Annotated in this window: 20 protein-coding genes; 16 read left to right on the top strand and 4 right to left on the bottom strand. The window is 72.9% G+C overall.

All coding sequences use genetic code 11. From position 1 onward, the window contains the following. The first annotated feature begins 37 nt into the window (after positions 1–37). The gene (locus tag ABZ858_RS13130) at positions 38–664 is read left to right on the top strand and encodes a hypothetical protein (RefSeq protein ID WP_361375932.1); all 627 of its coding nucleotides are present in this window, start codon (positions 38–40) and stop codon (positions 662–664) included. Positions 665–1,093: 429 nt separating this feature from the next. On the opposite strand, the gene ABZ858_RS13125 is transcribed toward ABZ858_RS13130, so the two are convergent. Together ABZ858_RS13125 and ABZ858_RS13120 are read right to left on the bottom strand one after the other, a co-directional pair. Next, a complete protein-coding gene (locus tag ABZ858_RS13125; RefSeq protein ID WP_361375929.1) occupies positions 1,094–1,708 on the bottom strand; it encodes a hypothetical protein in 615 nt (204 codons plus the stop codon). A 227-nt stretch (positions 1,709–1,935) separates the two neighbouring features. Next, the gene (locus ABZ858_RS13120; RefSeq protein WP_361375926.1) at positions 1,936–4,101 is read right to left on the bottom strand and encodes a RecQ family ATP-dependent DNA helicase; all 2,166 of its coding nucleotides are present in this window, start codon (positions 4,099–4,101) and stop codon (positions 1,936–1,938) included. 130 nt (positions 4,102–4,231) lie between these two features. Here ABZ858_RS13120 and ABZ858_RS13115 point away from each other — a divergent pair, with 130 nt between their 5' ends. From ABZ858_RS13115 to ABZ858_RS13085, 7 genes are all read left to right on the top strand, one after another. Further along, a complete protein-coding gene (locus tag ABZ858_RS13115) occupies positions 4,232–5,989 on the top strand; it encodes a DUF4192 domain-containing protein (RefSeq protein ID WP_361375923.1) in 1,758 nt (585 codons plus the stop codon). A gap of 192 nt (positions 5,990–6,181) precedes the next feature. Next, positions 6,182–8,365 (top strand): glycogen debranching N-terminal domain-containing protein, encoded by a 2,184-nt coding sequence (locus ABZ858_RS13110; protein WP_361375920.1) that lies wholly within the window; start codon positions 6,182–6,184, stop codon positions 8,363–8,365. Positions 8,366–8,495: 130 nt separating this feature from the next. Further along, positions 8,496–9,254, top strand: coding sequence for an NUDIX domain-containing protein (locus ABZ858_RS13105; RefSeq protein ID WP_361375917.1), 759 nt, complete (start codon positions 8,496–8,498; stop codon positions 9,252–9,254). Positions 9,255–9,388: 134 nt separating this feature from the next. Next, positions 9,389–12,097, top strand: a complete 2,709-nt coding sequence (locus ABZ858_RS13100) for an ATP-binding cassette domain-containing protein (RefSeq protein WP_361375914.1) — start codon at positions 9,389–9,391, stop codon at positions 12,095–12,097. A 162-nt stretch (positions 12,098–12,259) separates the two neighbouring features. Beyond that, positions 12,260–13,147 carry an FCD domain-containing protein gene (locus ABZ858_RS13095; protein WP_361375911.1) on the top strand — a complete coding sequence of 296 codons (888 nt, stop codon included), beginning with the start codon at positions 12,260–12,262 and terminating at the stop codon, positions 13,145–13,147. Between the two features lie 506 nt (positions 13,148–13,653). Continuing rightward, entirely contained in the window at positions 13,654–15,195 is a 1,542-nt protein-coding gene (locus ABZ858_RS13090; protein WP_361375908.1) for an RNA polymerase sigma factor, read from the top strand. A gap of 119 nt (positions 15,196–15,314) precedes the next feature. Further along, entirely contained in the window at positions 15,315–16,175 is an 861-nt protein-coding gene (locus ABZ858_RS13085) for a serine protease (RefSeq protein ID WP_361375905.1), read from the top strand. Between the two features lie 110 nt (positions 16,176–16,285). Here ABZ858_RS13085 and ABZ858_RS13080 read toward each other — a convergent pair whose 3' ends face one another. Further along, positions 16,286–16,516, bottom strand: coding sequence for a hypothetical protein (locus tag ABZ858_RS13080; RefSeq protein WP_361375902.1), 231 nt, complete (start codon positions 16,514–16,516; stop codon positions 16,286–16,288). A gap of 440 nt (positions 16,517–16,956) precedes the next feature. Between ABZ858_RS13080 and ABZ858_RS13075 the strand changes: the two genes are divergently transcribed. From ABZ858_RS13075 to ABZ858_RS13050, 6 genes are all read left to right on the top strand, one after another. After that, entirely contained in the window at positions 16,957–19,080 is a 2,124-nt protein-coding gene (locus ABZ858_RS13075) for a DNA topoisomerase IV subunit B (RefSeq protein ID WP_361375899.1), read from the top strand. Between the two features lie 376 nt (positions 19,081–19,456). Beyond that, positions 19,457–19,990: a DUF1453 domain-containing protein gene (locus tag ABZ858_RS13070; protein ID WP_361375896.1), complete on the top strand. Its 534-nt coding sequence runs from the start codon at positions 19,457–19,459 to the stop codon at positions 19,988–19,990. Then, a complete protein-coding gene (locus ABZ858_RS13065) occupies positions 19,987–21,138 on the top strand; it encodes a histidine kinase (RefSeq protein WP_361375893.1) in 1,152 nt (383 codons plus the stop codon). The genes ABZ858_RS13070 and ABZ858_RS13065 overlap by 4 nt, the downstream gene beginning before the upstream one ends. Continuing rightward, entirely contained in the window at positions 21,135–21,827 is a 693-nt protein-coding gene (locus tag ABZ858_RS13060) for a response regulator transcription factor (protein WP_361375890.1), read from the top strand. Before ABZ858_RS13065 ends, ABZ858_RS13060 begins: the two co-directional genes overlap by 4 nt. 68 nt (positions 21,828–21,895) lie before the next feature. Beyond that, a complete protein-coding gene (locus ABZ858_RS13055; protein WP_361375887.1) occupies positions 21,896–22,453 on the top strand; it encodes a DUF485 domain-containing protein in 558 nt (185 codons plus the stop codon). Beyond that, on the top strand, positions 22,450–24,048 hold the full coding sequence (locus ABZ858_RS13050; protein WP_361375884.1) for a cation acetate symporter: 1,599 nt from the start codon (positions 22,450–22,452) through the stop codon (positions 24,046–24,048). Before ABZ858_RS13055 ends, ABZ858_RS13050 begins: the two co-directional genes overlap by 4 nt. A 35-nt stretch (positions 24,049–24,083) precedes the next feature. Here ABZ858_RS13050 and ABZ858_RS13045 read toward each other — a convergent pair whose 3' ends face one another. Then, positions 24,084–24,776, bottom strand: coding sequence for a response regulator (locus ABZ858_RS13045; RefSeq protein WP_361375881.1), 693 nt, complete (start codon positions 24,774–24,776; stop codon positions 24,084–24,086). 161 nt (positions 24,777–24,937) lie between these two features. Between ABZ858_RS13045 and ABZ858_RS13040 the strand changes: the two genes are divergently transcribed. Continuing rightward, a complete protein-coding gene (locus ABZ858_RS13040) occupies positions 24,938–25,753 on the top strand; it encodes an ABC transporter ATP-binding protein (protein ID WP_361375878.1) in 816 nt (271 codons plus the stop codon). Next, positions 25,743–26,606 carry an ABC transporter permease gene (locus ABZ858_RS13035; protein ID WP_361375875.1) on the top strand — a complete coding sequence of 288 codons (864 nt, stop codon included), beginning with the start codon at positions 25,743–25,745 and terminating at the stop codon, positions 26,604–26,606. Before ABZ858_RS13040 ends, ABZ858_RS13035 begins: the two co-directional genes overlap by 11 nt. Positions 26,607–26,642 lie beyond the last annotated feature (36 nt).

The following is a 26,642-nucleotide window of genomic DNA, read 5'->3' as shown; positions in this document are numbered from 1 at the left end:
GACGCGGGCCGCACCAATGTTTGATAAACATCAGCTCATGCCTCTCCTTCCCGAGGAGCCTCAGATTCACGAGAGTGCCCAGGGTCCCCGCGCCACTTCGGCCACCGGCCGCACCGCGCCGACCCCCCGTCCCGTACCCGGCCCCCGCCCTGCGGCTGCGCCGCGCCCCGGTCGCCCCGGCCCTGTGCGGCCGGCGCCGCCGGCGCAACGCATGCCCCGGGAAATGGCCGCGACCAAGCCGGCGCCATCGGCTCCGGCTGTCCCCGCCGCCCCGGCGGCACCGCAGATCCAGCTGATCCCCGCCTCGGCCGAGGGAGCGATCGACGCCGCCGAGGAAGCGGTCGACCTGCTCCTGGAGTCGGGTCGCACCCCCGGGGACGTGCTGGTGATCACCACCGGCGACCCCCACCCCTGGGCCGCCCACGAGCTGTCCTTCGGCGAGACGTCCTACTGGGCGCAGCACGACGCGGGCGACGACGTGTTCTACACGGACACTGCCGGCGCCGCCCGTGCGGCGTCCCGTCCGGTCGTCGTGGTCGCCGTCAACGGCGGCACCGACGTCCTCGCCTCGGCCCTGCCGCAGGCACACTCCCAGGCCGGCACGCTGCTGATCGTCTGCGGGGACCCGCAGCAGATCAACTCGGTGCTGGGCGCGGGCGTCTGAGCCGCTTCCGGCTCGGGCGCCGGCCCTTCCGGGGGAGTACGGCACGACAGCCGTCGTGGCGGAGTCACCGCACGGCGGCTGCTTCGCGTGCGGTGGGCGCGGCGCGGGCGGCTGACCGCAGACCGCTGATCGCGGACCGCGACGGCTGAGACGGCGTCCGGGGCGCCGTCGGCGTGTGAAGTGACCGGACATGGCTCGCAGCGGACTGCGGTGCCGTACTCGGTCCCGTACTCGTCCGTGGTCCCAGTCCCATCCGGCCCTGGTCCGCGGTCTCTTACGGGTCCGGGACGCCGATGCCGTGGGCGCCACCGGAGTGGCTGGGGCGTCGGGCGCGCCCGGACGACATCCCGGCGGCGGCCGCCACGGCGGGAAGCGGTCAGCAGCCGGAGCCGACGGGCGGAGTCAGCTGGCTTCCGTGCGGAGTCGGCGTCAGCGGGCCGCCGCGCGGCGCAGAACGTCGGAAGCCGCCCCTCCGGTCCGGGGCGCCGGGGGCGCCGCCTCGGCCGCGCCGAAGGGCTCCGGCGCCGAGCCGGAGTTCGGGCGACGCCCACCGCGCCCCTCGCCGAGGACCTGCCAGCCGTCCCGGGTCAGGGTGATGTACGCGCCGCAGCGCAGCCCATGCAGGGTGCACGCGTCACGCAGGCCCCACATCCAGGCGCCGTCCTCCTCCGTCCAACGCGCGTCGCCCTCACGGCAGTAGAGCAGTACGGCGGTGCGCACCGGAGTGCGGCGCCGCAGATCGTGCGGGATGACCCGGCGCAACTGGGCCAGGAGCGCGTTGCGGAACATCCAGCCGTCGGCGGGCGCCGGACGGTGGCGGAACGAGGCGCTCGCCCGCAGCCGCTCGTCCGGATCGAGGACCGCGACCACGGCGGTGGACGGACCCGGGTGGTGCCGGGCGTGCAGCCCGCTGACGACCTCCCGCGGGTTGCGCAGCAGCGGAATGCCCGCGGCCGCCCACTCCGAGGGTTCGAGCACACGCTGGGCGGAGGCGGCGGACGTCGGCAGCGAGGCCGCCGAGGACGGAGCGAATCCGAAGGTCACGTTCCTCCCTTCGGCTACGCGCCCACACTGCGGGCGGGGTCGGATGCGGGGAGCCCGCACCGCGGCAGGGCCCTACCGGATCACGGCCGAGCCGCGCGGGGAGCGGACTTCAATTCTTCCTGTCGAACCGGGATGCGGCAACGAGCAATTGGAGCCGCCGGGCGTTATCAGGCGACCCGCGCCTTATATCCCTACCCAGGGATGTGCCCGGCGACGCCTGGTGCCGCTCAGCCCTGCACGGCGAGGACCAGCGGCAACACCGCCCGCGCGCCGGCTCTTCGCAGCAGCCGGGCGGCGACCGCGAGGGTCCAGCCGGTCTCGGTGCAGTCGTCCACCAAGAGCACCGGGCCCGCGGCGTCGGCCAGCTCCGAGGCCAGAGCAGGCGGCACGGTCAGGGCTCCGTCGAGGGCCTTGAGGCGCTGGGCGCTGTTGCTCCGGGACATCCGGTGGGCGTCCTCGGTGTACTCCACGGTGCCCAGCAGCGGCAGCCGGCCGATCTGCGAGATGTGCGCGCCCAGGGAGTGGATGAGCCGGGGCCTGCTGCGCGACGTCATGGTGACGACACCGACCGGGCGGTCCTGCGCGTCCGGCGCGGCCGCGGCCCAGCCGCCCGGACCCTTCGCCCAGTCGGCCAGCACGCCCACCACGGCGCGGGCCACATCTTCCGGCACGGGGCCGTCGGGCGCGTGCGGGGTGAGCATCGGCCGCAGCCGGTTGCCCCAGCCGATGTCGGACAGGCGCCCCAGCGCACGCCCCGTCGAAGCCTGCTCGCCCGCCGGGATACGCCCCTTGAGATCGACGCCGATCGCGGGCAGGCCCGTCGGCCACATGCGCCGCGGCTCCACCTCCACCCCGGCCCGGCCGAGGTCCACCCGGGCGGCGTCCAGGGCCGTCGTGGACATGTCGGCGGTGAACCGGACGCCCGCACAATTGTCGCAGCGGCCGCAGGGCTTGGCGCTCTCGTCGTCGAGCCGGCGCTGCAGGAACTCCATCCGGCAGCCCGTCGTGGCCGCGTACTCCCGCATCGACTGCTGCTCGGCGGCCCGTTGCCGCGCGACCCAGTCGTAGCGCTCCGCGTCGTACGTCCACGGCTGACCGGTCGAGACCCAGCCGCCCTTGACCCTCTTGACCGCGCCGTCCACGTCCAGCACCTTGAGCATGGCCTCCAGACGGGAACGGCGCAGCTCGACCTGGGGCTCCAGGGCGGGCAGCGAGACCGGCCCCTGCGCCCGGGCGAGCACGTCGAGGGTGCGGCGCACCAGCTCTTCCGAGGGGAAGGCGAGCGAGGCGAAGTACTCCCAGATGGCCTCGTCCTCCTTGCCCGGAAGCAGGAGCACCTCGGCGTGCTCGACACCGCGGCCCGCGCGGCCCACCTGCTGGTAGTAGGCGATGGGGGAGGAGGGCGAACCGAGGTGCACGACGAAGCCGAGGTCGGGCTTGTCGAAGCCCATGCCGAGGGCCGAGGTGGCGACCAGGGCCTTGACCTTGTTCGCCAGCAGGTCGTCCTCGGCCTGCTGGCGGTCGGCGTTCTCCGTCCGGCCGGTGTAGGACGCGACCGTGTGCCCGCGGTTCCGCAGGAAGGCGGTGACCTCCTCGGCGGCGGCCACGGTGAGCGTGTAGATGATGCCGGAACCGGGGAGGTCGTCGAGGTGGTCGGCGAGCCAGGCCATCCGGTGCGCGGCGTCCGGCAGCCGCAGCACACCCATGCTGAGGCTCTCCCGGTCCAGTGGACCACGCAGGACCAGGGCACCCGCGGCGTCGCCGGTCCCCAACTGCTCGGCCACGTCGGCCGTCACCCGGGCATTGGCGGTCGCGGTGGTCGCGAGGACCGGTACGCCGGGCGGCAGCTCGGTGAGCATGGTGCGCAGCCGCCGGTAGTCCGGGCGGAAGTCGTGTCCCCAGTCGGAGATGCAGTGCGCCTCGTCCACGACGAGCAGCCCGGTGGCCGCCGCCAGCTCGGGCAGCACCTGATCACGGAAGTCGGGGTTGTTGAGCCGCTCCGGGCTGACCAGCAGGACGTCCACCGTGCCCTCGTTGATCTCGGCCTGGACGGTGTCCCACTCCTCGGTGTTCGCCGAGTTGATCGTGCGGGCGTGGATGCCGGCCCGGGCCGCGGCCTCGACCTGATTGCGCATGAGCGCGAGCAGCGGGGAGACGATCACGGTGGGGCCGCTTCCCCGTGAGCGCAGCAGGGAGGTGGCCACGAAGTACACCGCGGACTTGCCCCAGCCCGTGCGCTGCACGACCAGGGCCCGGCGGCGCTCGGCGACCAGCGCCTCGATCGCCCGCCACTGGTCCTCGCGCAGCCGGGCCGCGCCCGTGCCGTCCCCGACGAGGCGGGCGAGGACCGCGTCGGCCGCCGCCCGGAGTTCCGCGTTGCTCGTGTGCTCCATGCGTCCATACAACAGGACGGCACTGACAATCGGGGCGGGGCGGGGTGTCCCGGCGCTGGCTTGACGTGTCCCTGGTCCGACTTATCCACAGGTCAAAGCGGAATGCCGATTTCCGCGAGATCGTCGGCGCATGACGAATCACAGCGAAGCGACCGGCCCCTTCGAGAACGGTGACATCGCGTACGACGGGCCCGGCCCCGAGCACCAGATCACCCTGCGCACTCCGGCGGAGCTCGCCGACGCCCTGCCCTATCTGCTCGGGTATCGGCCCGAGGACTCCATCGTCCTGGTCGCCCTGCACGATCAGGACGGCCGTGGCCGGTTCGGCGGCCGGGCCAGGCTCGGCATCCCCGCGAACGGCGGCGACTGGCCCTCGGCGGCCCGGCAGCTGGCGCACGGCCTGATCACCGGCGGTGAGCGCAGGGGCGCCAAGCCCGAGCAGATGGTCGCGTTCCTCTGCCAGGAGCCGGCGGCCGGCGAGTCCGGGCAGGACGTCATGCGCCGGCTCCAGCCGCTGGCCCACAAGCTGCGCACGGAGTGCGGCCACCTCGACGTCCCGGTGATCGAGGCCCTGTGCATCTCCGGGGGCCGCTTCTGGTCCTACTGCTGCCCCACCGACGTCTGCTGCCCCGACGACGGATGGCCCATGGGACTGCCGGGCACCTCCGTGCTGGCCGCCGCGGCGACCTACGCCGGCCTCCAGGTACGCGGCACACTGCGGGAGCTGCATGCCCGGCTGCTCCCCTGGGAGAACTCCGCCGCGCGGGAGCAGGAGGCCGCGCTCGACGCCGCCGGCCGCGCCCTGGTGCCCAGGATCCTCGACGAGTCGAGCCGCGCGGCGGTGGCCGAGGACACCCTGGAACTCGCCGGGCGGGTCCTGCGGCGGTTCGCCGCCGCACCCCTGGCCCCCGGGGCCGCTCCCGCCGCCGACCTCCGGGACGACGGACTCCTCGACCACCAAGAGGCGGCCTCGTTGATCCTCGGCCTGCAGGACCGCACCACCCGCGACCGCGCGGCCGAGTGGATGGAGGGGGACGAGGCCGGTCCGGCGCTGAGGCTGTGGCGCGCCCTCGCCCGCCGCTGCGTCGGCCCGTACGGGGAGCACGCGGCCGCGCCGCTCACCCTCGCGGGCTGGGTGGCCTGGTCGACCGGTGACGGACTGGAGGCCCGCGAAGCCCTCGCCATGGCACTGGGCGCCGACCCCGAGTACCTGTTCGCCCGCCTGCTCCACCAGGCCTGCAACGAGGGACTGGACCCGGAGTCGGTCCGCCGCTGCCTGCGCACGGAGCGCGAGGAACGCGCGCGTACACGGACACCGTCACGGACCGCGGAACCCACCGCCGGGGACCGGGGGCCGGGGGAGAAGCAGGACGCCGGGGAGGCACAGGCCGACGACGGGACGGCCGGAACAGCGAGCGGGGGCGCGCGGGCGGCGGAGGACCTGGAGCACCCCAGCGACAGGGAGGACAGCGGTGACACGGCGCGGGCCGACGCCCGGAGGGCCGGTCGGCCGACGAAGCACGACCGGACGGGCACCACGCTGCCACCTGCGGTGACCGATGAGGCGGACAGCCGGTCCTCGGCGGAGGCTGAGGCGGAGACGGAGACGCCGTCACGCCGTCGGCGCCGATCACGGCCCGACGCGTCGGGCCCGGCCCGCCGAGCCGCGGACGGGACCCGCCCGCCGACGGCCCGGACCGGCGACGCCCGTCCCGGCCCGTCCGGACCGTCGGCACGCACCCGCTCACGAGCCGCGGTGAAGGACGGCACACGAGCCGCGGTGAAGGACGGCACACGAGCCGCGGTGAAGGACGGCACACACGGCCGGGGCGCGAGCCGATCGGCCGCAGCTGCCCCGAGGAGCGAGGCCGGAGGCGAAGACACGTGAACACGCCGTCCGTCCAGCCGCCATTCGGACGGCTCGCCCGGCCACAGGCGTGACCCCGGCGAGCCCCGCACCGTTCACCTGAGTGGCGGAGCACTCGGACGGGCCACCCCCGCGCCCCTCACGTGCCCCTCCGGAGCACGCGTCAGGCACCGCACCCGCCCGAGGCCCTCAGAGCGCAGAGGAAGCCGCCCCATGCACCAGCAGACTCCGCCCTGTACCACCGGCGACCCCACAGCCCTCAACCCCGCAGCACTCAACACCACGGCTCTCAGCTCCCCACCCCTCGCCCCCTCGCCCCCCTTCGAAACCGCCCCGGCCGCCACCAGACGCACCGGTCCACCACGCCCCGCCCCGGTCAGTCCGCAGCGCGTCCAGCCGGCCATTTGGGGAGTCCCGCGCGCGGCGGCGCAGCCCGGCACACGCGGCCTGGCGGAGCTGCCCCCGACCCACGACGCCTTGATCTGCGTGGCCCTCCCCGGGCTGGCGATCTCGACCGCCCAGGGCCAGCTGAGCGGGCGCGGCCTGGAAGGGTTCTACCGCGCGGGCCGACGCCTGCTCTCCCGCTGCCAGGTCCGGGTCGCCGGGCGCGAACCGCTGGTGGTGCAGGCCCTGATGACCGAGGCCGGTCAGGTGCGGTTCACGGGCGTCCTGCGTGCCTCGCCCGGCGCGGGCCCCGACCCCGACGTTCTCGTGGAACGCACCCGGGACGCGGACGGCACCGAACGGATCATGTTGCGCAGCGCGGCCCCCCGCCCGCTGCGCCTGCCCCTGGAGGTGGCCCTCGGCACGGACCTCGCGGACCTGGCCGAGATCGCCTCCGGCCGCACGGGCGGTGAACGGCCCGCGAGCGTCCGTGGCGCGGGCCTGCGCTGGTCCCTCGGCGCCGTGCGCGCGTCGGTCACCGCGGACCCGCCGCCCACGGACGCGCTGGCCTCCGCCGGGCTGCTGCGCTGGGAGTTCGAGCTGCCCCCCGGCGGCACGGCGACCGTGGAACTGCGGGTGCGGCAGGACGGCGCGGGGCCGGTCCGGGCCGCGGGCCGTGCGGCGACGAGCCCGTTCGCGGACGCCCGGGCCACCGGCGACACCCCCGGCGCCGAGGCCCTCCTGCGCACCGGCATCGCCGACCTCCAGGCGCTGCTGCTGCGCGACCCGGCCCACCCCGCCGACCTGTACCTCGCGGCCGGAGCACCCTGGCGGTGCGGGCTGGCGCCGGCCGAGGCGCTCGTCGCGGCCCGGATGGCGCTGCCCCTGGGCACCCGCCTCGCCGCCGGAACCCTGCGCGCCCTCGCCCGCGCCCAGCACACCGGCCCGGGACCACGGCACGGCATGATCCCCGGACCGCGACGCGACGCGGGCCCGCACCTGCCGCCAGGCAGCACCGGCACGGAGGCGACCCTGCTCTTCCCCGCCCTGCTCGCGGAGGCGCGCCGCTGGGGGCTGCCCGACCAGGAGACGGAGGAACTGCTCCCGGCGGCCGAGCGCTGCCTGACCTGGCTGCGCACGGCCGTGGACGACGGCACATATCTGTGCGACCCGCTGCCCGGACGGCCCGTCCGCTCCGAGACTCAGGCACACGCGCATCGCGCGGCCGTACTCGGTGCGGACCTGCTCGACGCGTTCGGCCGGCCGGGCGCCGCAGGACTGCGGCAGTGGGCCGAGCGGCTGCGGACAACCTTCCGGGACGAGTTCTGGATCGATGACCCGGGCGGCGGCAGACCGGCGGTGGGCCGGGCCCCCGACGGCCGGCTGCTGCCGCACCTGGACGCGGCCGCCGCCCACCTCCTCGACACCGGACTGCTGGGCGGCGGCGCGTACGCACCCGGGCTGCTCGACGGCAGACGGACCGAGCAGCTCGCCCGGCTGCTGGGGAGCCCCGCGATGGACTCGGGCTGGGGCCTGCGGGGACTGGCCGCGAAAGAGGCGGGACACAACCCCTTCGGCCACCGCGCGGGCGCGGTGCGGGTGGCGGAGACCGCCGTGGCCGTCGCCGGCCTGGCCGCCGCGGGCCACGAGAAGGAGGCCGGCGCGCTGCTGCGGGGCGTTCTCGCGGCGGCCGACGCCTTCGGCCACCGGCTGCCCGAGATGTTCGCCGGGGCGCAGCGCGCCGTCGGCGGCGCCCCGGTGCCGCACCCCGCGGCCTGCCGTCCCGCGGCCACCGCTGCGGCAGCGGCCGTCCTGCTGCTGACCGCGTGCGCGGGGATCCGCCCGGACACCCCGGCCCGGACAGTGACGCTGCGCCCGCTGCGCACGGCACCGCTCGGCGAGCTAGGCCTCACCGGGCTGCGGGTGGCCGGTGCCCCGTTCGCCGTACGGGTCAGCCGGCTCGGCCTCGCCCTCGTGGAGGAGGCGGCCGACGGTCTCCAGCTAGGAGCGTGACCTCGCACGACGGCGTACCGCACGAGGACGGGACACGATCGGCGGAAACCGTGGCGGATCTCGTGGACCAGCCATCGATGCGGCCGGCGAAGGGAGTGTTTATCGTCAGGCAGACGACTATGATCACCGCATGCCCTACGACCCGTCAGCCTTTCCGCCCTTCGCCGTCACCGTGGACCTGGTCGTGCTGACCGTCCGCCGCCACGCCCTGTGCGCGCTGGCGGTGCGCAGGGCGGAGTCCCCGTTCCAGGGGAGCTGGGCGCTCCCGGGCGGCTTCGTACGGGCCGACGAGGACCTGGCGCAGGCGGCAGCGCGCGAACTGGCCGAGGAAGCCGGCCTGCACGCCCACGACCCCGCCGCGCCCGCCCAGGACCACGGCGCCCACCTCGAACAGCTCGCGACCTACGGCGACCCCGGGCGCGACCCCCGGATGCGAGTCGTCAGCGTCGCCCACCTCGCCCTCGCTCCGGACCTGCCGGCGCCCAGGGCCGGCGGGGACGCCGGCGACGCCCGCTGGGCACCCGTGGAGGAGTTGCTGCAGCAGGGCGGCTACGGCCGGGAGGGCGAGCCTGCGGCCCCGCTCGCCTTCGACCACGTCCAGATCCTGACGGACGGAGTGGAGCGGGCCCGCTCGAAGATCGAGTACTCGTCGCTGGCGACCGCGTTCTGTCCGGCCGAGTTCACCGTCGGTGAACTGCGCCGTGTCTACGAAGCGGTGTGGGGCGTGGCACTCGATCCGCGCAACTTCCACCGCAAGGTGACGGGCACCCCGGGCTTCCTCGTACCGACCGGCGGCACGACCACCCGCCAGGGCGGCAGGCCCGCCCAGCTCTTCCGGGCCGGAGGCGCCACACTGCTCAACCCGCCCATGCTGCGCCCCGAAGTCTGACCTCCGCCGCCCCCGGCGCCACGCCTGCCGGACGTGTGCACGCAGGGCGAACAAGAAGGCGAGTCGAACACCGACGATCCCGTATGCGCGTCGCGATCCCGAAAAAAGGTACATAACGCGCTATCTTGCTGCGGGTGATCCAGGCCTTCGGACTGACCAGCGACTCCCGCAAGGGCCTTACGCCCGCCGTCGACGACGTCTCCTTCGAAGCGCACGCGGGGCGTGTCACCGCGCTCCTGGGAACCGCGGGCGCGGGCAAGACGACGACGCTCAGACTCATGCTCGAACTTCAACAGGGCCGCGGCATCACCTACTTCAAGGGACGCCCCCTGCACCGCATCCCGCACCCGGCACACGAGGTCGGCGCCCTCCTCGGCGACGTCCCCGGTCACCCCGCCCGCACCGTCCGCGGACACCTGCGCATGCTCTGCGCGGCAGCGGGTCTTCCGGCCCGCCGCGCCGACGAAGTACTCGAAGTCGTCGGGCTCGTCAGCTTCCGGGAGGAGCGACTGGGCACCCTCTCACGCGGCATGGACCGACGCCTGGGCCTGGCCTGCGTACTGCTGGCCGACCCGCACACCTGGGTGCTCGACGACCCCGCCCGAGGACTGTCCCCGCGCGAGAGCCGCTGGCTGCACGGCATGCTGCGCGCACACGCCACCCAGGGCGGCACGGTCCTGTTCACCACCGCCGACCCCAAGGAGGCGGCGCGCACGGCCGACCGCGTCGTCACCCTGGAATGCGGCACTCTCGTCGCCGACCAGGAGGCCACGGACTTCGCCCGCCACCGGCTGCGCCCCCGCGTCGCCGTCCGCAGCCCGCACGCCACCCGCCTCGCGGCCGTCCTGACCAAGGAGGCGCGCACCGCCCGCCACTCCGTCGAAGTCGTCCGCGAGGACGGCAACCGTCTGTCCGTCTACGGAAGTACCTGTGCCGACATCGGTGAGACCGCCTTCCGGCACGGCATCCTCGTCCACCAACTCGCGGACGAGGTGGGCGACATGGGTGCCGGTGCCGCGGTACCGAACCCGGCGGTCGAGCAGGCGGCGGGGGAGCGCCCGGACCAGCCGGCGCCGGAGGCCGGTGCGGGGCGGTCGGCGGCCGGCGACGCACGGTTCACCGGACGACGCGAGCCCACCGGCGCTCGCGAGGCCATCGACACGGACACGCACGGCAGGTCGACGACCGGCGAGGCGGCGGGGCCCGGCAGCACCTCGTCCGTCGCCGGTGCCGCGCCCCACGGGCCGGCGGCGGAGGCCGCCGATGCCCCTCCCGCGCTCCCCGCCGGTGAAGCGGCCGGCGTGTCCGCCGAGTCCGCGCGCGCCACGGGTGGCCTCGACGCCCTGTTCGCCGCCGCGATGGAAAACGACCAGCCGCTCGACGCCAGCCACGAGGAGCGGGCCGGACTTCCCGAGGAGCAGATGGTTTCCGCGCACGCCGAAACGCTCCGCCTCGCCGGACGACCGTCCGAAGGCCCCTCCCGCGCCGGGTCCGACCCCGCCCCGGCGACCGCGCACGCCGACCGCGCGCCCGGCGCACCGGACACCGCATGTTCCACCGGCGCACCCCCAGCGGCCTCCGCGCACAGTGACTCCGCGCCGGTGCGCGCCGGGAGCCGCTTCCGCCCCCTGCGCTCCGACGATCTCGGCTCCTCCATCCGCGCCCGCCGCAGCGGCCCCTCCGCACCGGCCCACCCCGAAGATCCGCCCGGGGCCGCGTACTCCGACGAAAAGCACACCATCGCCCGCCCGGCGGCCGCGCTCACCTCCGCGCGGTCCCAGGACGCACCGGCCCGTTCGGACACGTCGGCCCGTGCGGGCACGTCAGCCCGTACGGACGCCCCGAACCGTTTCCCCTTCGTCGCCGCGCGGCTCTCAGCCCGCCGACGCTCCGGCACCCGAAAGGGAAGCGCGGCCGCCCCGCAGACCGACCATCACACCGCCCGCCCCGCCACTGATCGGCCCACCACCCGGCACGCCACGACCGCGCAGCCCTCCATCCCCACCCCGCGACCGGCGGAGGCCGCCGCCCTCGGCACCGCGTCCCCCCTGCCACCCCCCATCTCCGTACGCCTCGGCCGCAGCCCGCTGCGGCCCCTGCGCTACGAGCTGCGCCGCGCCTGCGGCATCAGCACCGGATTCGTCATCTGCGCCACCGTCCTCGTCGTCTCCGCCCTCATGGCCCTGGTCATGGGACAGATCGGCCACACACCGCAGCCGAGACTGCTGGCGGCGTGGCCGCAGGAGCTTCCCCTGCCGCCCGCCGCGCTCGGCGCGGGGCTGCTCGGCGCGCTCGCCTTCGGCGACGAGTTCCGCCACCCCGCGCTGGCGGCCGACCGCGGCACCGTCCCCCGCCGCCTCGGCCTGCTCACCGCGAAACTCCTCGTCGCCGCCGCCGCCACGCTGCTGCTGGCCTTTCTCACGATCGGCTGCGACGCCGAGGTGCTGTACCTCGTATACGGACGGGAGCTCACCCAGGTTCCCGGCGACTGGCTCTCGCCGGTGGCGAGTTGGATCGGCCTCGTCGTCGGCTGCGCCTGGGCCGGCGTACTGGCCGCGGGCCTGTTCCGGTCCGCCACCGCCGGTCTCGCGGCGGTGGTCGCTGTACCGGTCGTCGTCGTACCCCTGGTGGAGAAGGCGCTGGGCGGAACGCCGTGGGACGCGGACGGCCTTCCCGCGCGGCTGCGGCGGACGTTCCTGCTGCCGTGGCCCTTCGGCGGGGACCGGTACCTGGCCGCCGCGGCCCGCGTGATCGGTCAACCGGTGGGCGGCGCCCTCACGTTGTCGCTCCTGGTGCTGCTGGGGGGGTTTGCGCTGACGACCCTGCGGAACAGAACCCGATGACAACCCTTCGCACGCTTCCGGTCGAGCATGATGCGCAACTCCCCACGGAAAGCACATTTCTTTCCGATAAGGCGTCAATTGCGACGAAGTGAGCGATCACCCTTTCGTGTGCTTTTCACCAAAGACCTCAAGGGAGTTGGAAGCAACGCCGACAAAGGATCCGTGAGTACCCTTGCGCACACCATGATGACCGCCGCCCGCTCCACCGACTCCGGTCTGGCCGGCCCGGGCGAACTCGACCGCTACCCGTACGCCGAGGCGCCCGTCCCCGACCGTGTCGGAAGCCCCGCCTGGGAGGGCGGGGACACGGAGCTGGGGCGCGTGGGCCGCCGCACCGCGGGGAACCGCGGCCGCGGACTGCACGGCCAACTCGTCCAGCAGCTGGGACAGATGATCGTCTCCGGGGACCTGGGCGCCGACCGCCCGCTGGTGCCCGAGGAGATCGGGCAGCGGTTCGAGGTCTCCCGCACCGTCGTCCGCGAGTCGCTCCGCGTCCTGGAGGCCAAGGGCCTGGTCAGCGCCCGGCCGAACGTCGGCACGCGCGTGCGCCCGGTCAGCGACTGGAACCTTCTCGACCCGGACATCATCGAGTGGCGGGCCTTCGGGCCGCAGCGCGACGACCAGCGCCGGGAGCTGAGCGAGCTGCGCTGGACGATCGAGCCGCTCGCCGCGCGGCTCGCCGCCGGGCACGGGCGCGAGGACGTGCAGCAGCGCCTCTGCGACATGGTCGAGATCATGGGGCACGCGCTGGCGCAGGGTGACGCGCTCACCTTCTCCCGCGCGGACACCGAGTTCCACGGCCTCCTCATCCAGGTCGCGGGCAACCGGATGCTGGAGCACCTCTCCGGGATCGTCTCGGCCGCCCTCCAGGTGTCCGGCGGCCCGGTCACGGGATGCGACCGGCCGAACGAGACGTCCGTGGGTCAGCACGGCCGGATCGTCGACGCGCTCGCCGCCGCCGACGGCGCGGCGGCGGAAGCGGCCATGCGCCAGCTGCTCACGGTCCACCCCGAGATCGAGCGGGTGGTCCCCGCGCCGCGCGAGCACTGAGCCGCGAGCGGCACTCCGGACGCGGGCGGCACGGCCGGACTCCTGTCCTCCCGTGGCCCCGCCCGGCCGGACCCCCGCCGGTCCTGCCGCGGCCTTTCCCGGGCGGTGAACGGCCTTCGCAGGACCCCGCCGGTTCCTCCGGCGCACTCGGTGGGGTCCGCGCGTGCCCTGCGTGCGAGCTTCGGCCCGAAAGCCGCTGGCGGCGCGCGGGCGAAAGCCTCGACGGATGTCGCACGTGTCGCCCACTGCTCCGCTCTGCCCTTTTCTGACTGCTTTTGCGCACTTACGGGGTGTGACTCGGGCCACGCGGATTGGGCGTAACGCTCCTGGAAGCCACGCGATGACCTAAGAGGTGACAGCCGCGGAGGGAATACAGACGCCAGTGGTGGCGCTGTGCTCTTCCCGGCCCCCGCCCGCGCCGTCGGCCCATCCCCAGGCCGGTGGTCGGCTCCTGTCCACTGTGGACGGGGCCGGAAGCCGTTTTCCAACGTTCCGAGAGGTTGTTCGTGTCGGCCAGCACATCCCGTACGCTCCCGCCGGAGATCGCCGAGTCCGTCTCTGTCATGGCGCTCATTGAGCGGGGAAAGGCTGAGGGGCAGATCGCCGGCGACGATGTGCGTCGGGCCTTCGAAGCTGACCAGATCCCGGCCACTCAGTGGAAGAACGTACTGCGCAGCCTCAACCAGATCCTCGAGGAAGAGGGTGTGACGCTGATGGTCAGTGCCGCGGAGCCAAACAAGCGCACCCGGAAGAGCGTCGCAGCGAAGAGCCCGGCCAAGCGCACCGCCACCAAGACGGTCGCGGCGAAGACGGTGACCACCAGGAAGGCCACCGCCACCGCCACTCCGGCCGCGCCTGCCGTGGACACGTCCGCCGAGGACGAGACCGCCGCCGGCAGGGCCGCGGCCAAGAAGACCACCGCCGCGAAGAAGACCGCGGCCAAGAAGACCACCGCCGCGGCCAAGAAGACGGCGGCCAAGAAGACCACCGCCAAGAAGGACGACGCCGAACTCGTCGAGGACGAGGTTCTCGAGGAACCGAAGGGCGCGGAGGAGCCGGAGGGCACCGAGAGCGCCGGTTTCGTCCTCTCCGACGAGGACGAGGACGACGCCCCGGCCCAGCAGGTCGCCGCCGCCGGTGCCACGGCCGACCCGGTCAAGGACTACCTCAAGCAGATCGGCAAGGTCCCCCTGCTCAACGCCGAGCAGGAGGTCGAGCTGGCCAAGCGCATCGAGGCCGGTCTCTTCGCCGAGGACAAGCTCGCCAACGCGGACAAGCTCGCCCCCAAGCTCAAGCGCGAGCTGGAGATCATCGCCGAGGACGGCCGCCGCGCCAAGAACCACCTCCTGGAGGCCAACCTCCGTCTGGTGGTCTCGCTGGCCAAGCGCTACACCGGCCGCGGCATGCTCTTCCTGGACCTCATCCAGGAGGGCAACCTCGGTCTGATCCGCGCGGTCGAGAAGTTCGACTACACCAAGGGCTACAAGTTCTCCACGTACGCCACCTGGTGGATCCGTCAGGCGATCACCCGCGCCATGGCCGACCAGGCCCGCACCATCCGTATCCCGGTGCACATGGTCGAGGTCATCAACAAGCTCGCGCGCGTCCAGCGCCAGATGCTCCAGGACCTGGGCCGCGAGCCCACCCCGGAGGAGCTGGCCAAGGAACTCGACATGACCCCGGAGAAGGTCATCGAGGTCCAGAAGTACGGCCGCGAGCCCATCTCGCTGCACACCCCGCTGGGCGAGGACGGCGACAGCGAGTTCGGTGACCTCATCGAGGACTCCGAGGCCGTGGTCCCCGCCGACGCGGTCAGCTTCACCCTCCTGCAGGAGCAGCTGCACTCCGTCCTCGACACGCTCTCCGAGCGCGAGGCGGGCGTGGTCTCCATGCGCTTCGGTCTCACCGACGGCCAGCCCAAGACCCTCGACGAGATCGGCAAGGTCTACGGCGTCACGCGTGAGCGGATCCGTCAGATCGAGTCCAAGACCATGTCGAAGCTGCGCCACCCGTCGCGTTCGCAGGTGCTGCGCGACTACCTCGACTAGTCCGGTCGAACGACAGCGAAGGCCCGGTTCCCCTCGGGGAGCCGGGCCTTCGTGCTGCGGACCGTGCCGCTCTGCCCGACTCTGGGTGTCCGACGATCATCCCAGAGTGAGGAGAGCGCATGCGACGCCGTATTGCCCGGGCACTGGCCGGGCCGCTGGTCCTGGCGAGCGCGGGAGCCGCAATACCGCTGGTGAGCGCGGCGCCGGCGGCAGCCGGCAGCATTGTCGTCGGCGGCTTCCCCGTCGATGTGTCGCAGAGCCCGTGGACCGTGGCGCTCTCCAGCCGCGACCGGTTCGGAGGCAGCCGCGCGGGGCAGTTCTGCGGCGCGGTCGCCGTCGCCCGCAACGCCGTGCTCACCGCAGCCCACTGCCTGGGCGCGGATGCCGTCGGCGCGCCACCGACCAGTGATCTGAAGGTGATCGAGGGCCGTACGGACCTGCTCTCCCAGCAGGGCAGGGAGATCCCGGTCCAGGCCACCTGGGTCAATCCGGGCTACGACAGAGACACCCACTCGGGCGACTTCGCCGTGATCACGCTCGCCGAGCCGCTTCCGGCGAACGCCGTCATCCCGATGGCGGGCGCGGGCGACGCGGCGTACGCCCCCGGTACGAGTGCCACGGTCTACGGCTGGGGCGATACGTCCGGTACCGCCGCCTACCCGACCAGCCTGCACGCCGCGCACGTGCATGTACTGTCCGACGCCCAGTGCGAGCGGGCGTATCCGGGCAGTGTCGAGGGCACGTACACGTCCGGGTCGATGCTGTGCGCGGGTGAGCGAGGGGGCGGCCGGGACGCCTGCCAGGGCGACAGCGGGGGTCCGCTGGTGGCCAGGGGGCGGCTGATCGGGCTTGTCTCCTGGGGGAACGGGTGCGGGCGCGCGGGGAACCCCGGCGTCTACACGCGGGTGTCCGACGTCGTACGGACACTGCGCCGGGTCGGCGGTCTCCAGAAGGCGCGCCCGGGGGCGGGGCGGGCCTGACCGGGGGCACCGGGCACGACGACGGGCGGCCGCTCCTGTGTGTCAGGAGCGGCCGCCCGGGTGCCGGCCTTCGCCGACGCTGGCTCGTCGTGCGAGATATCAGCGCTCTGTCAGCGCTCTTCTTCGGACGCCTTCTCCGGAACGGAGGTCAGGCGCTCGCTCTCATCCTGTATCTCAGCGGCGATCTTCTTGAGTTCCGGCTCGAACTTGCGACCGTGGTGGGCGCAGAAGAGCAGTTCTCCGCCGCTCAGCAGGACGACGCGAAGGTACGCCTGGGCGCCGCAGCGGTCGCACCGGTCAGCGGCCGTCAGCGGGCTCGCGGGGGTCAGAACAGTAGTCACGTCGCCTCTTCTCTAGCTCGACGAGCTGTCGTACCAGGGTCAACATCCAACCAGCCCCAAACGTTCCCGCTCGCGGCTTTTCCTCGAAAAATCTTCCCGAGGCGGCTGTCCGTTGCCGGTTTGGCGGCGAATGTGCCGTATTACGTTTCTGCGTGTCTTACGGGTTCGCGCTGTCGGTCATGGTCGGTCCTCCCGGCTGGGTTGCCGGTTGTTCATGAGGACGTGCCCGGAGCCTAAATGGTTCATGCCCCGAAGGGAACGTGATATGTGCTTCACTCCATCGAGGGATCGAACGTACATACGACTCTCGACTAGTGTAGGACGCTGCCGAGGGTTGCGTTACAAGGGCTCTACCAGGGCTCGGTACCCTCTGAGCGGCAACCGAAGCCGCGCCCTTACCCACCAGGGCCTCATCTGAAATTCAGCGAGGAGCGAACCGCGTGACCGCCGATACGTCCGTGCCGTCCACAGCGCTGCTGGCAGGAGCAGACCGGGACGGTTCCAACTACACCGCGCGGCACCTGCTCGTCCTTGAGGGGCTCGAAGCCGTCCGCAAGCGCCCGGGCATGTACATCGGGTCGACCGACAGCCGCGGTCTGATGCACTGCCTGTGGGAGATCATCGACAACTCCGTGGACGAGGCCCTGGCGGGCGTCTGCGACCGCATCGAGGTCGTCCTGCACGACGACGCCTCCGTCGAGGTGCGGGACAACGGCCGCGGCATCCCGGTCGACGTGGAGCCCAGGACCGGCCTGTCCGGCGTCGAGGTCGTCATGACCAAGCTGCACGCGGGCGGCAAGTTCGGCGGCGGCTCCTACGCCGCCTCCGGCGGTCTGCACGGTGTCGGTGCCTCCGTGGTCAACGCCCTGTCCGCGCGGCTGGACGTCGAGGTGGACCGCGGCGGTCACACCCACGCCATCAGCTTCCGGCGCGGCGTGCCCGGCGCCTTCACGGGCAACGGCGCCGAGGCCAGGTTCGAGGCCAAGGGCGGCCTGCGCAAGACCAAGAAGATCCCCAAGTCCCGCACCGGCACGCGCGTGCGCTACTGGGCCGACCGCCAGATCTTCCTCAAGGACGCGAAGCTCTCCCTGGAGAACCTGCACCAGCGGGCCCGGCAGACGGCGTTCCTCGTGCCCGGACTGACCATCGTCGTCCGGGACGAGTACGGGCTCGGCGAGGGCGGCAGCAAGGGCGAGGAGTCCTTCCGCTTCGACGGCGGTATCAGCGAGTTCTGCGAGTACCTGGCGAGCGACAGGCCGGTCTGCGACGTCCTCCGCTTCAGTGGACAGGGCACCTTCAAGGAGACGGTCCCGGTCCTGGACGAGCACGGCCAGATGACGCCCACCGAGGTCACCCGGGAACTCGGCGTGGACGTCGCGATGCGCTGGGGCACCGGCTACGACACGACCCTGCGCTCCTTCGTCAACATCATCGCCACCCCCAAGGGCGGCACCCACGTCGCCGGCTTCGAACAGGCCGTCGCCAAGACGATGAACGAGGTGCTGCGCGCCAAGAAGCTGCTGCGTGTCGCCGAGGACGACATCGTCAAGGACGACGCCCTGGAGGGCCTCACCGCGGTCGTCACGGTCCGTCTCGCCGAGCCCCAGTTCGAGGGCCAGACCAAGGAGGTCCTCGGCACCTCGGCGGCCCGCCGCATCGTGAACACCGTGATCAGCAAGGAACTCAAGGCGTTCCTGACCTCCACCAAGCGTGACGCCGCCCAGCAGGCCCGGGTGGTCATGGAGAAGGCCGTCGCGGCCGCCCGCACCCGGATCGCGGCCCGCCAGCACAAGGACGCCCAGCGCCGCAAGACGGCCCTGGAGTCCTCCTCGCTGCCCGCCAAGCTCGCCGACTGCCGCAGCGACGACGTCGACCGCAGCGAGCTGTTCATCGTCGAGGGCGACTCCGCGCTCGGCACCGCGAAGCTGGCCCGGAACTCCGAGTTCCAGGCCCTGCTGCCGATCCGCGGCAAGATCCTCAACGTCCAGAAGTCGTCCGTCACGGACATGCTGAAGAACGCCGAGTGCGGCGCGATCATCCAGGTGATAGGAGCGGGCTCCGGCCGGACCTTCGATCTGGACGCGGCGCGCTACGGCAAGATCATCATGATGACCGACGCCGATGTGGACGGCTCCCACATCCGCACCCTGCTCCTGACCCTCTTCCACCGCTACATGCGGCCCATGGTCGAGGCCGGCCGGGTCTTCGCCGCGGTGCCGCCGCTGCACCGGGTCGAGCTGGTCCAGCCGAAGAAGGGCCAGGACAAGTACGTCTACACGTACTCGGACCGGGAGCTGCGCGACAAGCTGCTGGAGTTCCAGAGCAAGAACATCCGGTACAAGGACTCGATCCAGCGGTACAAGGGTCTCGGCGAGATGGACGCCGACCAGCTGGCCGAGACCACCATGGACCCGCGCCACCGCACCCTGCGCCGGATCAACCTCTCCGACCTGGAATCCGCGGAAGGGGTCTTCGACCTGCTGATGGGCAACGACGTGGCCCCTCGCAAGGAGTTCATCGCCAGCTCGGCGGCGACGCTGGACCGCTCGCGCATCGACGCGTAGTCGCTTCGTCCGGCCCGGGGAGCCGACGGGGGCGGGCGGGGGAGAACGGGTGGCGGGCTTCGCCCTTCCGGGTACGGGGGTCGGTCCCTTCCCGGTACGGGGTCCGGTCCGGGCCGCACCGCACCAGACCCGCCCCGGTGCGGTGCGGTGGGAACCGGACTCCGTGCCGCGCCCGCTGCCGCAACCCGGTCCGATGCCAGGTAGCGCCGTGCCGCGGCCTGCGGGGGGTTCTCCACCCCCGGGTGGAGAACCGGGGATCAGAGGTTCCACCCGTGATCCACCCTGGCTCCGATCAGCCCGCACGTGATTTTCCGTAGCGTCGAAGGCGTCGACGGGACTCGCCGTCGGCTTCTCCTTCCCGCTCATGGAGGCTCCGATGTCCGGGCTCGTCAACGCGCTGGTGATCGTTGCCGTCGCCGCCCTGGTGATCTCGCGCCAGTTCCGGGCCCGTCGGCTCGACGCCGACCGGCGCTGGTGGCTGCTGCCCGTGATCCTCGCGGTCGTGGCACTCCGCGAACCCGGCCTGATCGACCCCCACCATCGCGCCGGATCCATCGCGCTCCTCGCCGCCGAACTGGTCATCGGCCTGGGTATCGGGTCCGGGTGGGCGTGGACCACCCGGATATGGACGGAACCGGACGGCGCGGTGTGGACCAAGAGCACCAAGGCCAGCGTGACCGTGTGGATCGGCGGCATCGTCCTGCGGGCCGGCCTGTTCGGGCTCGGTGTGCTGCTCGGCGTGCACCAGGGCAGCTCGGCCGTGATGATCGCCCTGGCCGCCACCCTGCTCGTCCGCTCGGGCGTCCTCGTCTGGCGGACCAAGGCCCTCACCTCGGACGCCTCGGCGGACAGCCTGACCGCGGCGTACGGTGGCGGCAGGCCCCAACCCGCGTGGAAGGAGCGCGCGTGACGGAGAACGTCTGGACGCGCTGGCCCTCCCAGGAGGCACTGGGCCGCGAGGGAGTCTCGCAGCCCCGACGCCTCCTCGGGTGGGTGGTGCGGCTGGTGGTGATGGCCGTCCTGCTGTGGGGCGCCTTCCGCAACAGCCACGTCCATGTCTGGGGAGCCGTCGCGGCGGCCGTGGGGGTCCTGGCGGCGGCAGCCGCCGCCTGGGGCTTCTTCCGGACCACGTTCGCGCATCGGCTCTGGCCGTCCCTGGGCCTGCTGGCGGTGCTCCTGGGCATCGCGATCGCCGCCCACACCGGAGGCTTCGCGGTACCCGCCCTGGTCATCTGGTGCGGCTGCGCGGTCGCCGCGCTGGAACGGCTGCCGCTCGCCGCGGCCGCGCCCGTGACGGCGCTCGCACTCGCCGCCTACTCCGTGGCCAACGACGACAAGTGGCTCACCACCGTCGTCACCACGATCGGCCTCGCCCTCGCCGGATACGTGCTGCGGCTCGACGCCGAGGCGCGCGGCAACGCGCAGCGGCTGCTCGCCCAGGAGCGGGCCGCGCGGGCGGCGGAGGCGGACTCGGCGGCGCTGGCGGAGCGGGCGAGGATCGCCCGGGAGATCCACGACGTGCTGGCCCACAGCCTGTCGGCACAGCTCGTGCACCTGGAGGCAGCCCGGCTGCTGATCGAACGCGGGGCGGACCGGGACCGGATCCTGGAGCGGGTGGTGGCGGCGCGCGGGATGGCCCGCGACGGACTCGCCGAGACCCGGCAGGCACTGTCCGCGCTGCGCGGCGAACTGACCCCGCTGGAGAAGTTCCTCAACGAGCTGGTGGGAGCGAACGCCGGTGCCGAGGTCACCGTCTCGGGTGACAGCAGGCCCCTGCCCGCCGAGGCGTCGCAGGCCGTGCGCAGGGTCGCCCAGGAAGCCCTGACCAATGCCCGCAAGCATGCCCCGGGGGCCAAGGTCCGGGTCCGGCTGGAGTACGGCGAGCACCAGGTGAAGCTGGACGTCAGGGACTCCGGTGGCACGCCGGGCGACCTGGCCGGGTCCGGGGGCGGGTACGGTCTGCTGGGCATGAGGGAGCGTGCCGAGCTGCTGGGCGGCTCACTGGAGGCCGGGCCGCACGAGGAGGGGTTCGCGGTGACGTTGAAGGTGCCGGTATGACGGAGGAGACCGGCGGCAAGCCCGCGCGGGTGGTGGTGGCGGACGACCAGACGGTCGTCCGGGAGGGCATCGTGATGCTGCTGGGGCTGCTGCCGGGCATCGAGGTCGTGGGCTCCGCGGCGGACGGGGACGAGGCGGTGAAGCTCGTCGCGGAGGTCGCTCCGGACGTGGTGCTGATGGACCTGCGGATGCCCCGCTGCGACGGTGTCGAGGCCACCCGGCGGATCCGTGCCGAGCATCCGGGGACCCAGGTGGTGATCCTCACGACGTACGCGGACGACGAGTCGCTGTTCCCCGCGCTGAGAGCGGGGGCGCGCGGCTATCTGACCAAGGACGCGGGCGGTGACGAGATCGTCCGGGCGGTGGAGAGTGTGCTGTCCGGGGACGCGGGGCTCTCGCCCGGTATCCAGCGGCGGCTGCTGGAGCGGCTCTCCGAGCCCGGCCCCGAGCCCCGGCCGGCCGCTCCCGCCGTCGAGGCGCCGGACGGGCTCACCGTGCGGGAGTGCGAGGTGCTGGCGCTCATCGCGGAGGGGATGAGCAACCAGGAGATCGCCGGCCGGCTGCATGTCTCCACGGCGACCGTGAAGACCCATATCAACAACCTCTTCGCCAAGGCCGGCCTCAAGGACCGTGCGCAGGCGGTGCGGTACGCGTACGCGCACGGATTGGCACAGCCACCGGTACGGTGAGTCACCTGATGGAGTGAACGGCGGAGGGAAGGAAGCCGGGGGTCCTCCCGTTCTGCCCATCCTTGGGCATGCAGTCAAGCAACGGTCGGCCCCACGGGAGCGGGGGCGGTTCCGGGGAGGGCCCCGGGCATCGGGAAGGCCCGGCTCCGGCGCACGAGGACATGAGGTACCGCGACCCCTGGTGCGACGCGCCGGCGTCCGGCTGGGGCGAGAGGGAGGGCGCCGGCGGTTCCGGCGAGCGCGTGCCGGCCGCCCGCCGGGAGGAGCGGACCGGGCCGGGGGCCGGTGCGGCGGCCGAGGTGTATCTGGAGGTGCAGCGCAGTGCGGCGTTCCAGGAGGTGCGCAGCCGGTACCGGCGGTTCGTGGTGCCGACGGTCGCGGCCTTCCTGATCTGGTACGTGGGCTATGTCGTGACCGCGACGACCGCGCCCGGGTTCATGGCGCGGCCGGTGGCGGGCGCGGTGAACGTGGCGATGCTCGCGGGTCTCGGACAGTTCCTCACCACCTTCCTCCTCACCTGGGCTTATGCGCGGCACGCGCGGCTGCGCCGGGACCGGGCCGCGCTCGAACTGCGCTGGCACACCCAGGAACTGACACGGGACATCGCCCGGGGAGGTGCGTCGTGACCGGCAGCCATCGGACGCCGGCGCTGCTGCTGTTCAGTGTGTTCGTCGCGGTCACGCTCGCCATCACCATGTGGGCCGGCCGCAGGAGGCACGGCTCGGCGGAGGAGTTCTACGCGGGCGGGCGGCTCTTCTCACCTTGGGAGAATGGTTTCGCCATCGCGGGCGACTACGCGTCGGCCGCCTCCTTCCTCGGCGTGCCCGGGCTGATCGCGCTGTTCGGCTACGACGGTGTGCTGTACGTGGTGGGATTCCTCGTCGGCTGGCTGGTGGTGCTGTTCCTGGTCGCGGAACTGGTGCGCAACTGCGGGCGGTTCACGCTCGCGGACGTGGTCGCGGCCCGGATGAGCGAGCGGCCGGTGCGGATCGCGGCGGGGACCTCCTCGGTCACGGTGTCCGTGCTGTATCTGGTCGCGCAGATGGTGGGCGCGGGCAGCCTGGTGGCCCTGCTCCTCGGGCGGACGGGGGACGGCGGGGCCGCGCAGGCGTGGGCCGTGATCGGTGTCGGCGCGCTGATGGTGATCTATGTGTCGCTGGGCGGGATGCGGGCCACCACCTGGATCCAGATCGTCAAGGCGGCCCTGCTGCTGGGCGGCACCGTCGTGCTGACCGTGCTGGTCATGGTCCGCTTCCACGGGAACCTCGACGATCTGTTGCTCGGCGCGGCCCGGCGCAGCGGCCACGGGAACGCCTTCCTGGCGCCGGGGCTGCGGTACGGCGGGGGCTGGACCGCGCGCCTGGACTTCATCAGCCTCGGGCTCGCGCTGGTGCTCGGCACCGGTGGGCTGCCGCACATCCTGTCCCGCTTCTACACCGTGCCGACCGCGCGGGCCGCCCGGCGTTCGGCGATCTGGTCCATCGGGCTCATCGGCGGCTTCTACCTGATGACCATCGTCCTCGGGTTCGGTGCCGCCGCGATCGTCGGGCCCGAGGCCCTGCGGGGGTCGAACGCGGCCGGCAACACGGCGGTCCCCCTGCTCGCCCTCGACCTCGGCGGCGGCGCGGACTCCACCGGTGGCACAGTGCTGTTCGCGGTGGTCGCCGCCGTCGCCTTCGCCACCATCCTCGCGGTGGTCGCCGGGATCACGCTCGCCTCCTCGGCGTCCGTCGCCCACGACCTGTACGCCTCGCTGCGGCGCCGTGGCGGCCGCCGGCGCAGCGAGGTCGCCGTGGCGCGCGCGGCGGCCGCCGGCGTCGGAGTGGTGGCGATCGCCCTCGGTCTGCTCGCCCGTGACCTCAACGTCGCCTTCCTGGTCGGTCTCGCGTTCGCCGTCGCCGCCTCCGCGAACCTGCCGGTGCTGCTCTACTCGCTGTTCTGGCGGGGGTTCACCACCCGGGGCGCGGTGTGGGCCGTGTACGGCGGGCTGATCCCGGCGCTGGGACTCGTCGTGCTCTCGCCGGTGGTCTCCGGAAGTCCCGACTCGCTGTTCCCGGGCGTGGACTTCCAGTACTTCCCGTTGCAGAACCCCGGGCTCGTCTCCATCCCGCTCGGATTCCTCGCCGGCTGGCTCGGCACCGTCACCTCCGGCGAACTCCCGGACGAGGCCAAGCACGCGGAGACGGAGGTGCGGTCGCTCACCGGAGCCGGGGCCGTATAGCCGTACACGATCCGCAGGCAGGGGCAGCTCCTGCGCTACGGGGCCACCCAGGCGTAGCGGTGCTCCGGGCGTCCGGTGTCGCCGTACTTGAGCGACAGGCGCAGTCGGCCGGCCTGTTCCAGGTGGCGAAGGTAGCGCTGGGCGGTGGAGCGGCTCAGGCCGGTGCGGGCGGCCACCTCGTGGGCCGACAGGGCCTGCCCTGCGCGGTGCAGGACACCGCAGATGAGGTCCGTGGTCGGCTCCGAGTGCCCACTGGGCAGGCCAGGGGAGGAGGGCGCGGGCGTGGTGCGCAGCGCGCCGAAGATCCGGTCCACCTGCTCCTGGCCGGCGATTCCGCGCCCGCCGACGCGGTCGACGGTGCGGCGCAGGGCCGCGTAGGAGTCCAGGCGGGTGCGCAGCGCGGCGAAGGTGAAGGGCTTGACCAGGTAGTGCAGCGCGCCCAGGCGCATCGCCTGCTGCACGGTCGTCACGTCGCCGGCCGCCGTGATCATGATGACGTCGGTGCCCAGGCCCTGTTCGCGCATCCGGTGGACGAGTTCCAGACCGGTGCGGTCGGGCAGGTAGTGGTCGAGCAGGACCAGGTCGATGGCTCCGCGCTGGACGGTGGTCAGCGCCTGGGTGGCACTGTGCGCGCGGGCGGCCACCCGGAAACCGGGAACCTTTCCCACGTACTTGGCGTTGATCTCGGCGACACGGAAGTCGTCGTCGACCACCAGGACGTCAATCATCGGGCCTCTTCCTCTCCAGGCCTGGCGAGCGTGCAGCCCGTCTTCCGGCTCCGTTGTTGTAGCGCGAGCAAAACGAGCACAACAGGTGCTTGCGAGCAAAAGAACGGCTTGCGCCCAGAAGACTGCTGCCGTGGCGGGGGCCACACCTACCGTCCCGGGCCATGAGCGCAGAAGACAGCCCCGCCATCGAGCTGCGGGGCGCGAGCAAGACGTTCAGGACCCCGTCCGGGGGCCTGCACACCGCGGTGCGGGATCTCGGCCTCACTGTCCGCCGAGGCGAGTTCGTGGCCGTGGTCGGCCCGACCGGCTGCGGCAAGTCGACCACGCTGACCCTGGTCAGCGGAGTGGAGGAGCCCACCGAGGGCGAGGTGCTGGTGGCCGGCGAGCCGGTCCGGGGCGTCGGCGGCAAGGTCGGCTTCGTCTTCCAGCAGGACGCCACCTTCCCCTGGCGCACGGTGCTGTCCAATGTGATGGCCGGGCCGCGGTTCCGCGGCGCGCCCAAGGCCGAGGCGAAGGAGAAGGCGCGCGCGTGGCTGGCCCGGGTCGGGCTCGCCGCGTTCGAGGACCGCTATCCGCACCAGCTCTCCGGTGGCCAGCGCAAGCGGGTCGCCCTCGCCGCGACCTTCGTCAACGACCCCGAGATCCTGCTGATGGACGAGCCGTTCTCGGCGCTCGACGTGCAGACCCGGGCCCTGATGTCGGACGAGCTGCTGGAGCTGTGGGAGGGCACGGGCGCCTCGGTCGTCTTCGTCACCCATGACCTGGAGGAGGCCATCGCGCTGGCCGACAAGGTGGTCGTGATGACGGCCGGTCCCGCGACCGTGAAGCAGGTCTTCGACATCGCCCTGCCCCGGCCGCGCAAGGTCGAGCAGGTGCGGCTGCGGACCGAGTTCATCGAGATCTACCGCGAGATCTGGGAGTCCCTGGGCGAAGAGGTCCGCATCACCCGCGAGCGGGGTGCCGCCCATGTCGCCTGAACTCCTCGGCACCCCGGTGGCCGGCACCGCCAAGGCGCCGGACCGGGCGCGGTCCCGGGCCCGCGCCGCCCGCAGGCGCAGGGCGGTCGTCACCGCGGCCCGGGTGCTGCTCCTGGTGGCGGTGCTCGGCCTGTGGGAGGCGCTCTCCCGGACCGAGGCCATCGACCCGTTCAACTTCTCGATGCCCTCGCGGATCTGGGACCAGATCTGGACCTGGATCAGCCACGGCACCGCGCAGGGATCGCTGGGCGAGCAGATCTGGTACACGCTCTACGAGGCGCTGCTCGGCTGGGCGGTCGGCGTGGTGGCCGGTGTCGTCCTCGGTATCGCGCTGGGCCGCGTCCCCTTTCTCGCCGATGTCCTCGGCCCCTACATCAAGGTGCTCAACTCCCTGCCCAGGATCGTGCTCGCCCCGATCTTCGTGATCTGGTTCGGCCTCGGTCCGGTCTCCAAGATCGCCTCGGCCGTGGTCCTGGTGTTCTTCCCGGTGTTCTTCAACGCCTTCCAGGGCGCCCGGGAGGTCGATCGCGATCTGGTGTCCAACGCGCGGATTCTGGGCGCGAGCGACCGCAGGGTGACGTTCCAGGTGGTCATCCCGTCCGCGACCTCGTGGATCTTCACCAGCCTGCACGTCAGCTTCGGCTTCGCGCTCATCGGCGCGGTCGTCGGCGAGTACATCGGCGCAACCAAGGGCATCGGCCTGCTCGTCGCGCAGTCCCAGGGCACCTTCAACGCGGCCGGCGTGTACGCCGCGATGGTCATCCTCGCCGCCGTCGCCCTCGTCGCCGAGGGCCTGCTCACCTTCGCCGAGCGCCGCATCTTCCGCTGGAAGCCGGCGGACTCCGGACACTGAGCGACCGCGGACACGGCCCGCCCTCAGCCCGTCCTC

The sequence above is a fragment of the Streptomyces sp. NPDC047017 genome (assembly GCF_040644175.1).
GTDB lineage: Bacteria > Actinomycetota > Actinomycetes > Streptomycetales > Streptomycetaceae > Streptomyces.
Note: the sequence above shows the minus strand (reverse complement) of the source record. Positions and strands in the feature narration are given on the sequence as shown.

Excerpts from the sequence above, each read along its gene's own strand:
- ABZ858_RS13040 (WP_361375878.1), top strand. The coding sequence starts at position 24,938 with ATGAGCGCAGAAGACAGCCCCGCCATCGAGCTGCGGGGCGCGAGCAAG.
- ABZ858_RS13105 (WP_361375917.1), top strand. The coding sequence starts at position 8,496 with ATGCCCTACGACCCGTCAGCCTTTCCGCCCTTCGCCGTCACCGTGGAC.
- ABZ858_RS13110 (WP_361375920.1), top strand. The coding sequence starts at position 6,182 with ATGCACCAGCAGACTCCGCCCTGTACCACCGGCGACCCCACAGCCCTC.
- ABZ858_RS13055 (WP_361375887.1), top strand. The coding sequence starts at position 21,896 with ATGCAGTCAAGCAACGGTCGGCCCCACGGGAGCGGGGGCGGTTCCGGG.
- ABZ858_RS13045 (WP_361375881.1), bottom strand. The coding sequence starts at position 24,776 with ATGATTGACGTCCTGGTGGTCGACGACGACTTCCGTGTCGCCGAGATC.
- ABZ858_RS13060 (WP_361375890.1), top strand. The coding sequence starts at position 21,135 with ATGACGGAGGAGACCGGCGGCAAGCCCGCGCGGGTGGTGGTGGCGGAC.
- ABZ858_RS13115 (WP_361375923.1), top strand. The coding sequence starts at position 4,232 with ATGACGAATCACAGCGAAGCGACCGGCCCCTTCGAGAACGGTGACATC.
- ABZ858_RS13035 (WP_361375875.1), top strand. The coding sequence starts at position 25,743 with ATGTCGCCTGAACTCCTCGGCACCCCGGTGGCCGGCACCGCCAAGGCG.
- ABZ858_RS13130 (WP_361375932.1), top strand. The coding sequence starts at position 38 with ATGCCTCTCCTTCCCGAGGAGCCTCAGATTCACGAGAGTGCCCAGGGT.
- ABZ858_RS13085 (WP_361375905.1), top strand. The coding sequence starts at position 15,315 with ATGCGACGCCGTATTGCCCGGGCACTGGCCGGGCCGCTGGTCCTGGCG.
- ABZ858_RS13070 (WP_361375896.1), top strand. The coding sequence starts at position 19,457 with ATGTCCGGGCTCGTCAACGCGCTGGTGATCGTTGCCGTCGCCGCCCTG.
- ABZ858_RS13120 (WP_361375926.1), bottom strand. The coding sequence starts at position 4,101 with ATGGAGCACACGAGCAACGCGGAACTCCGGGCGGCGGCCGACGCGGTC.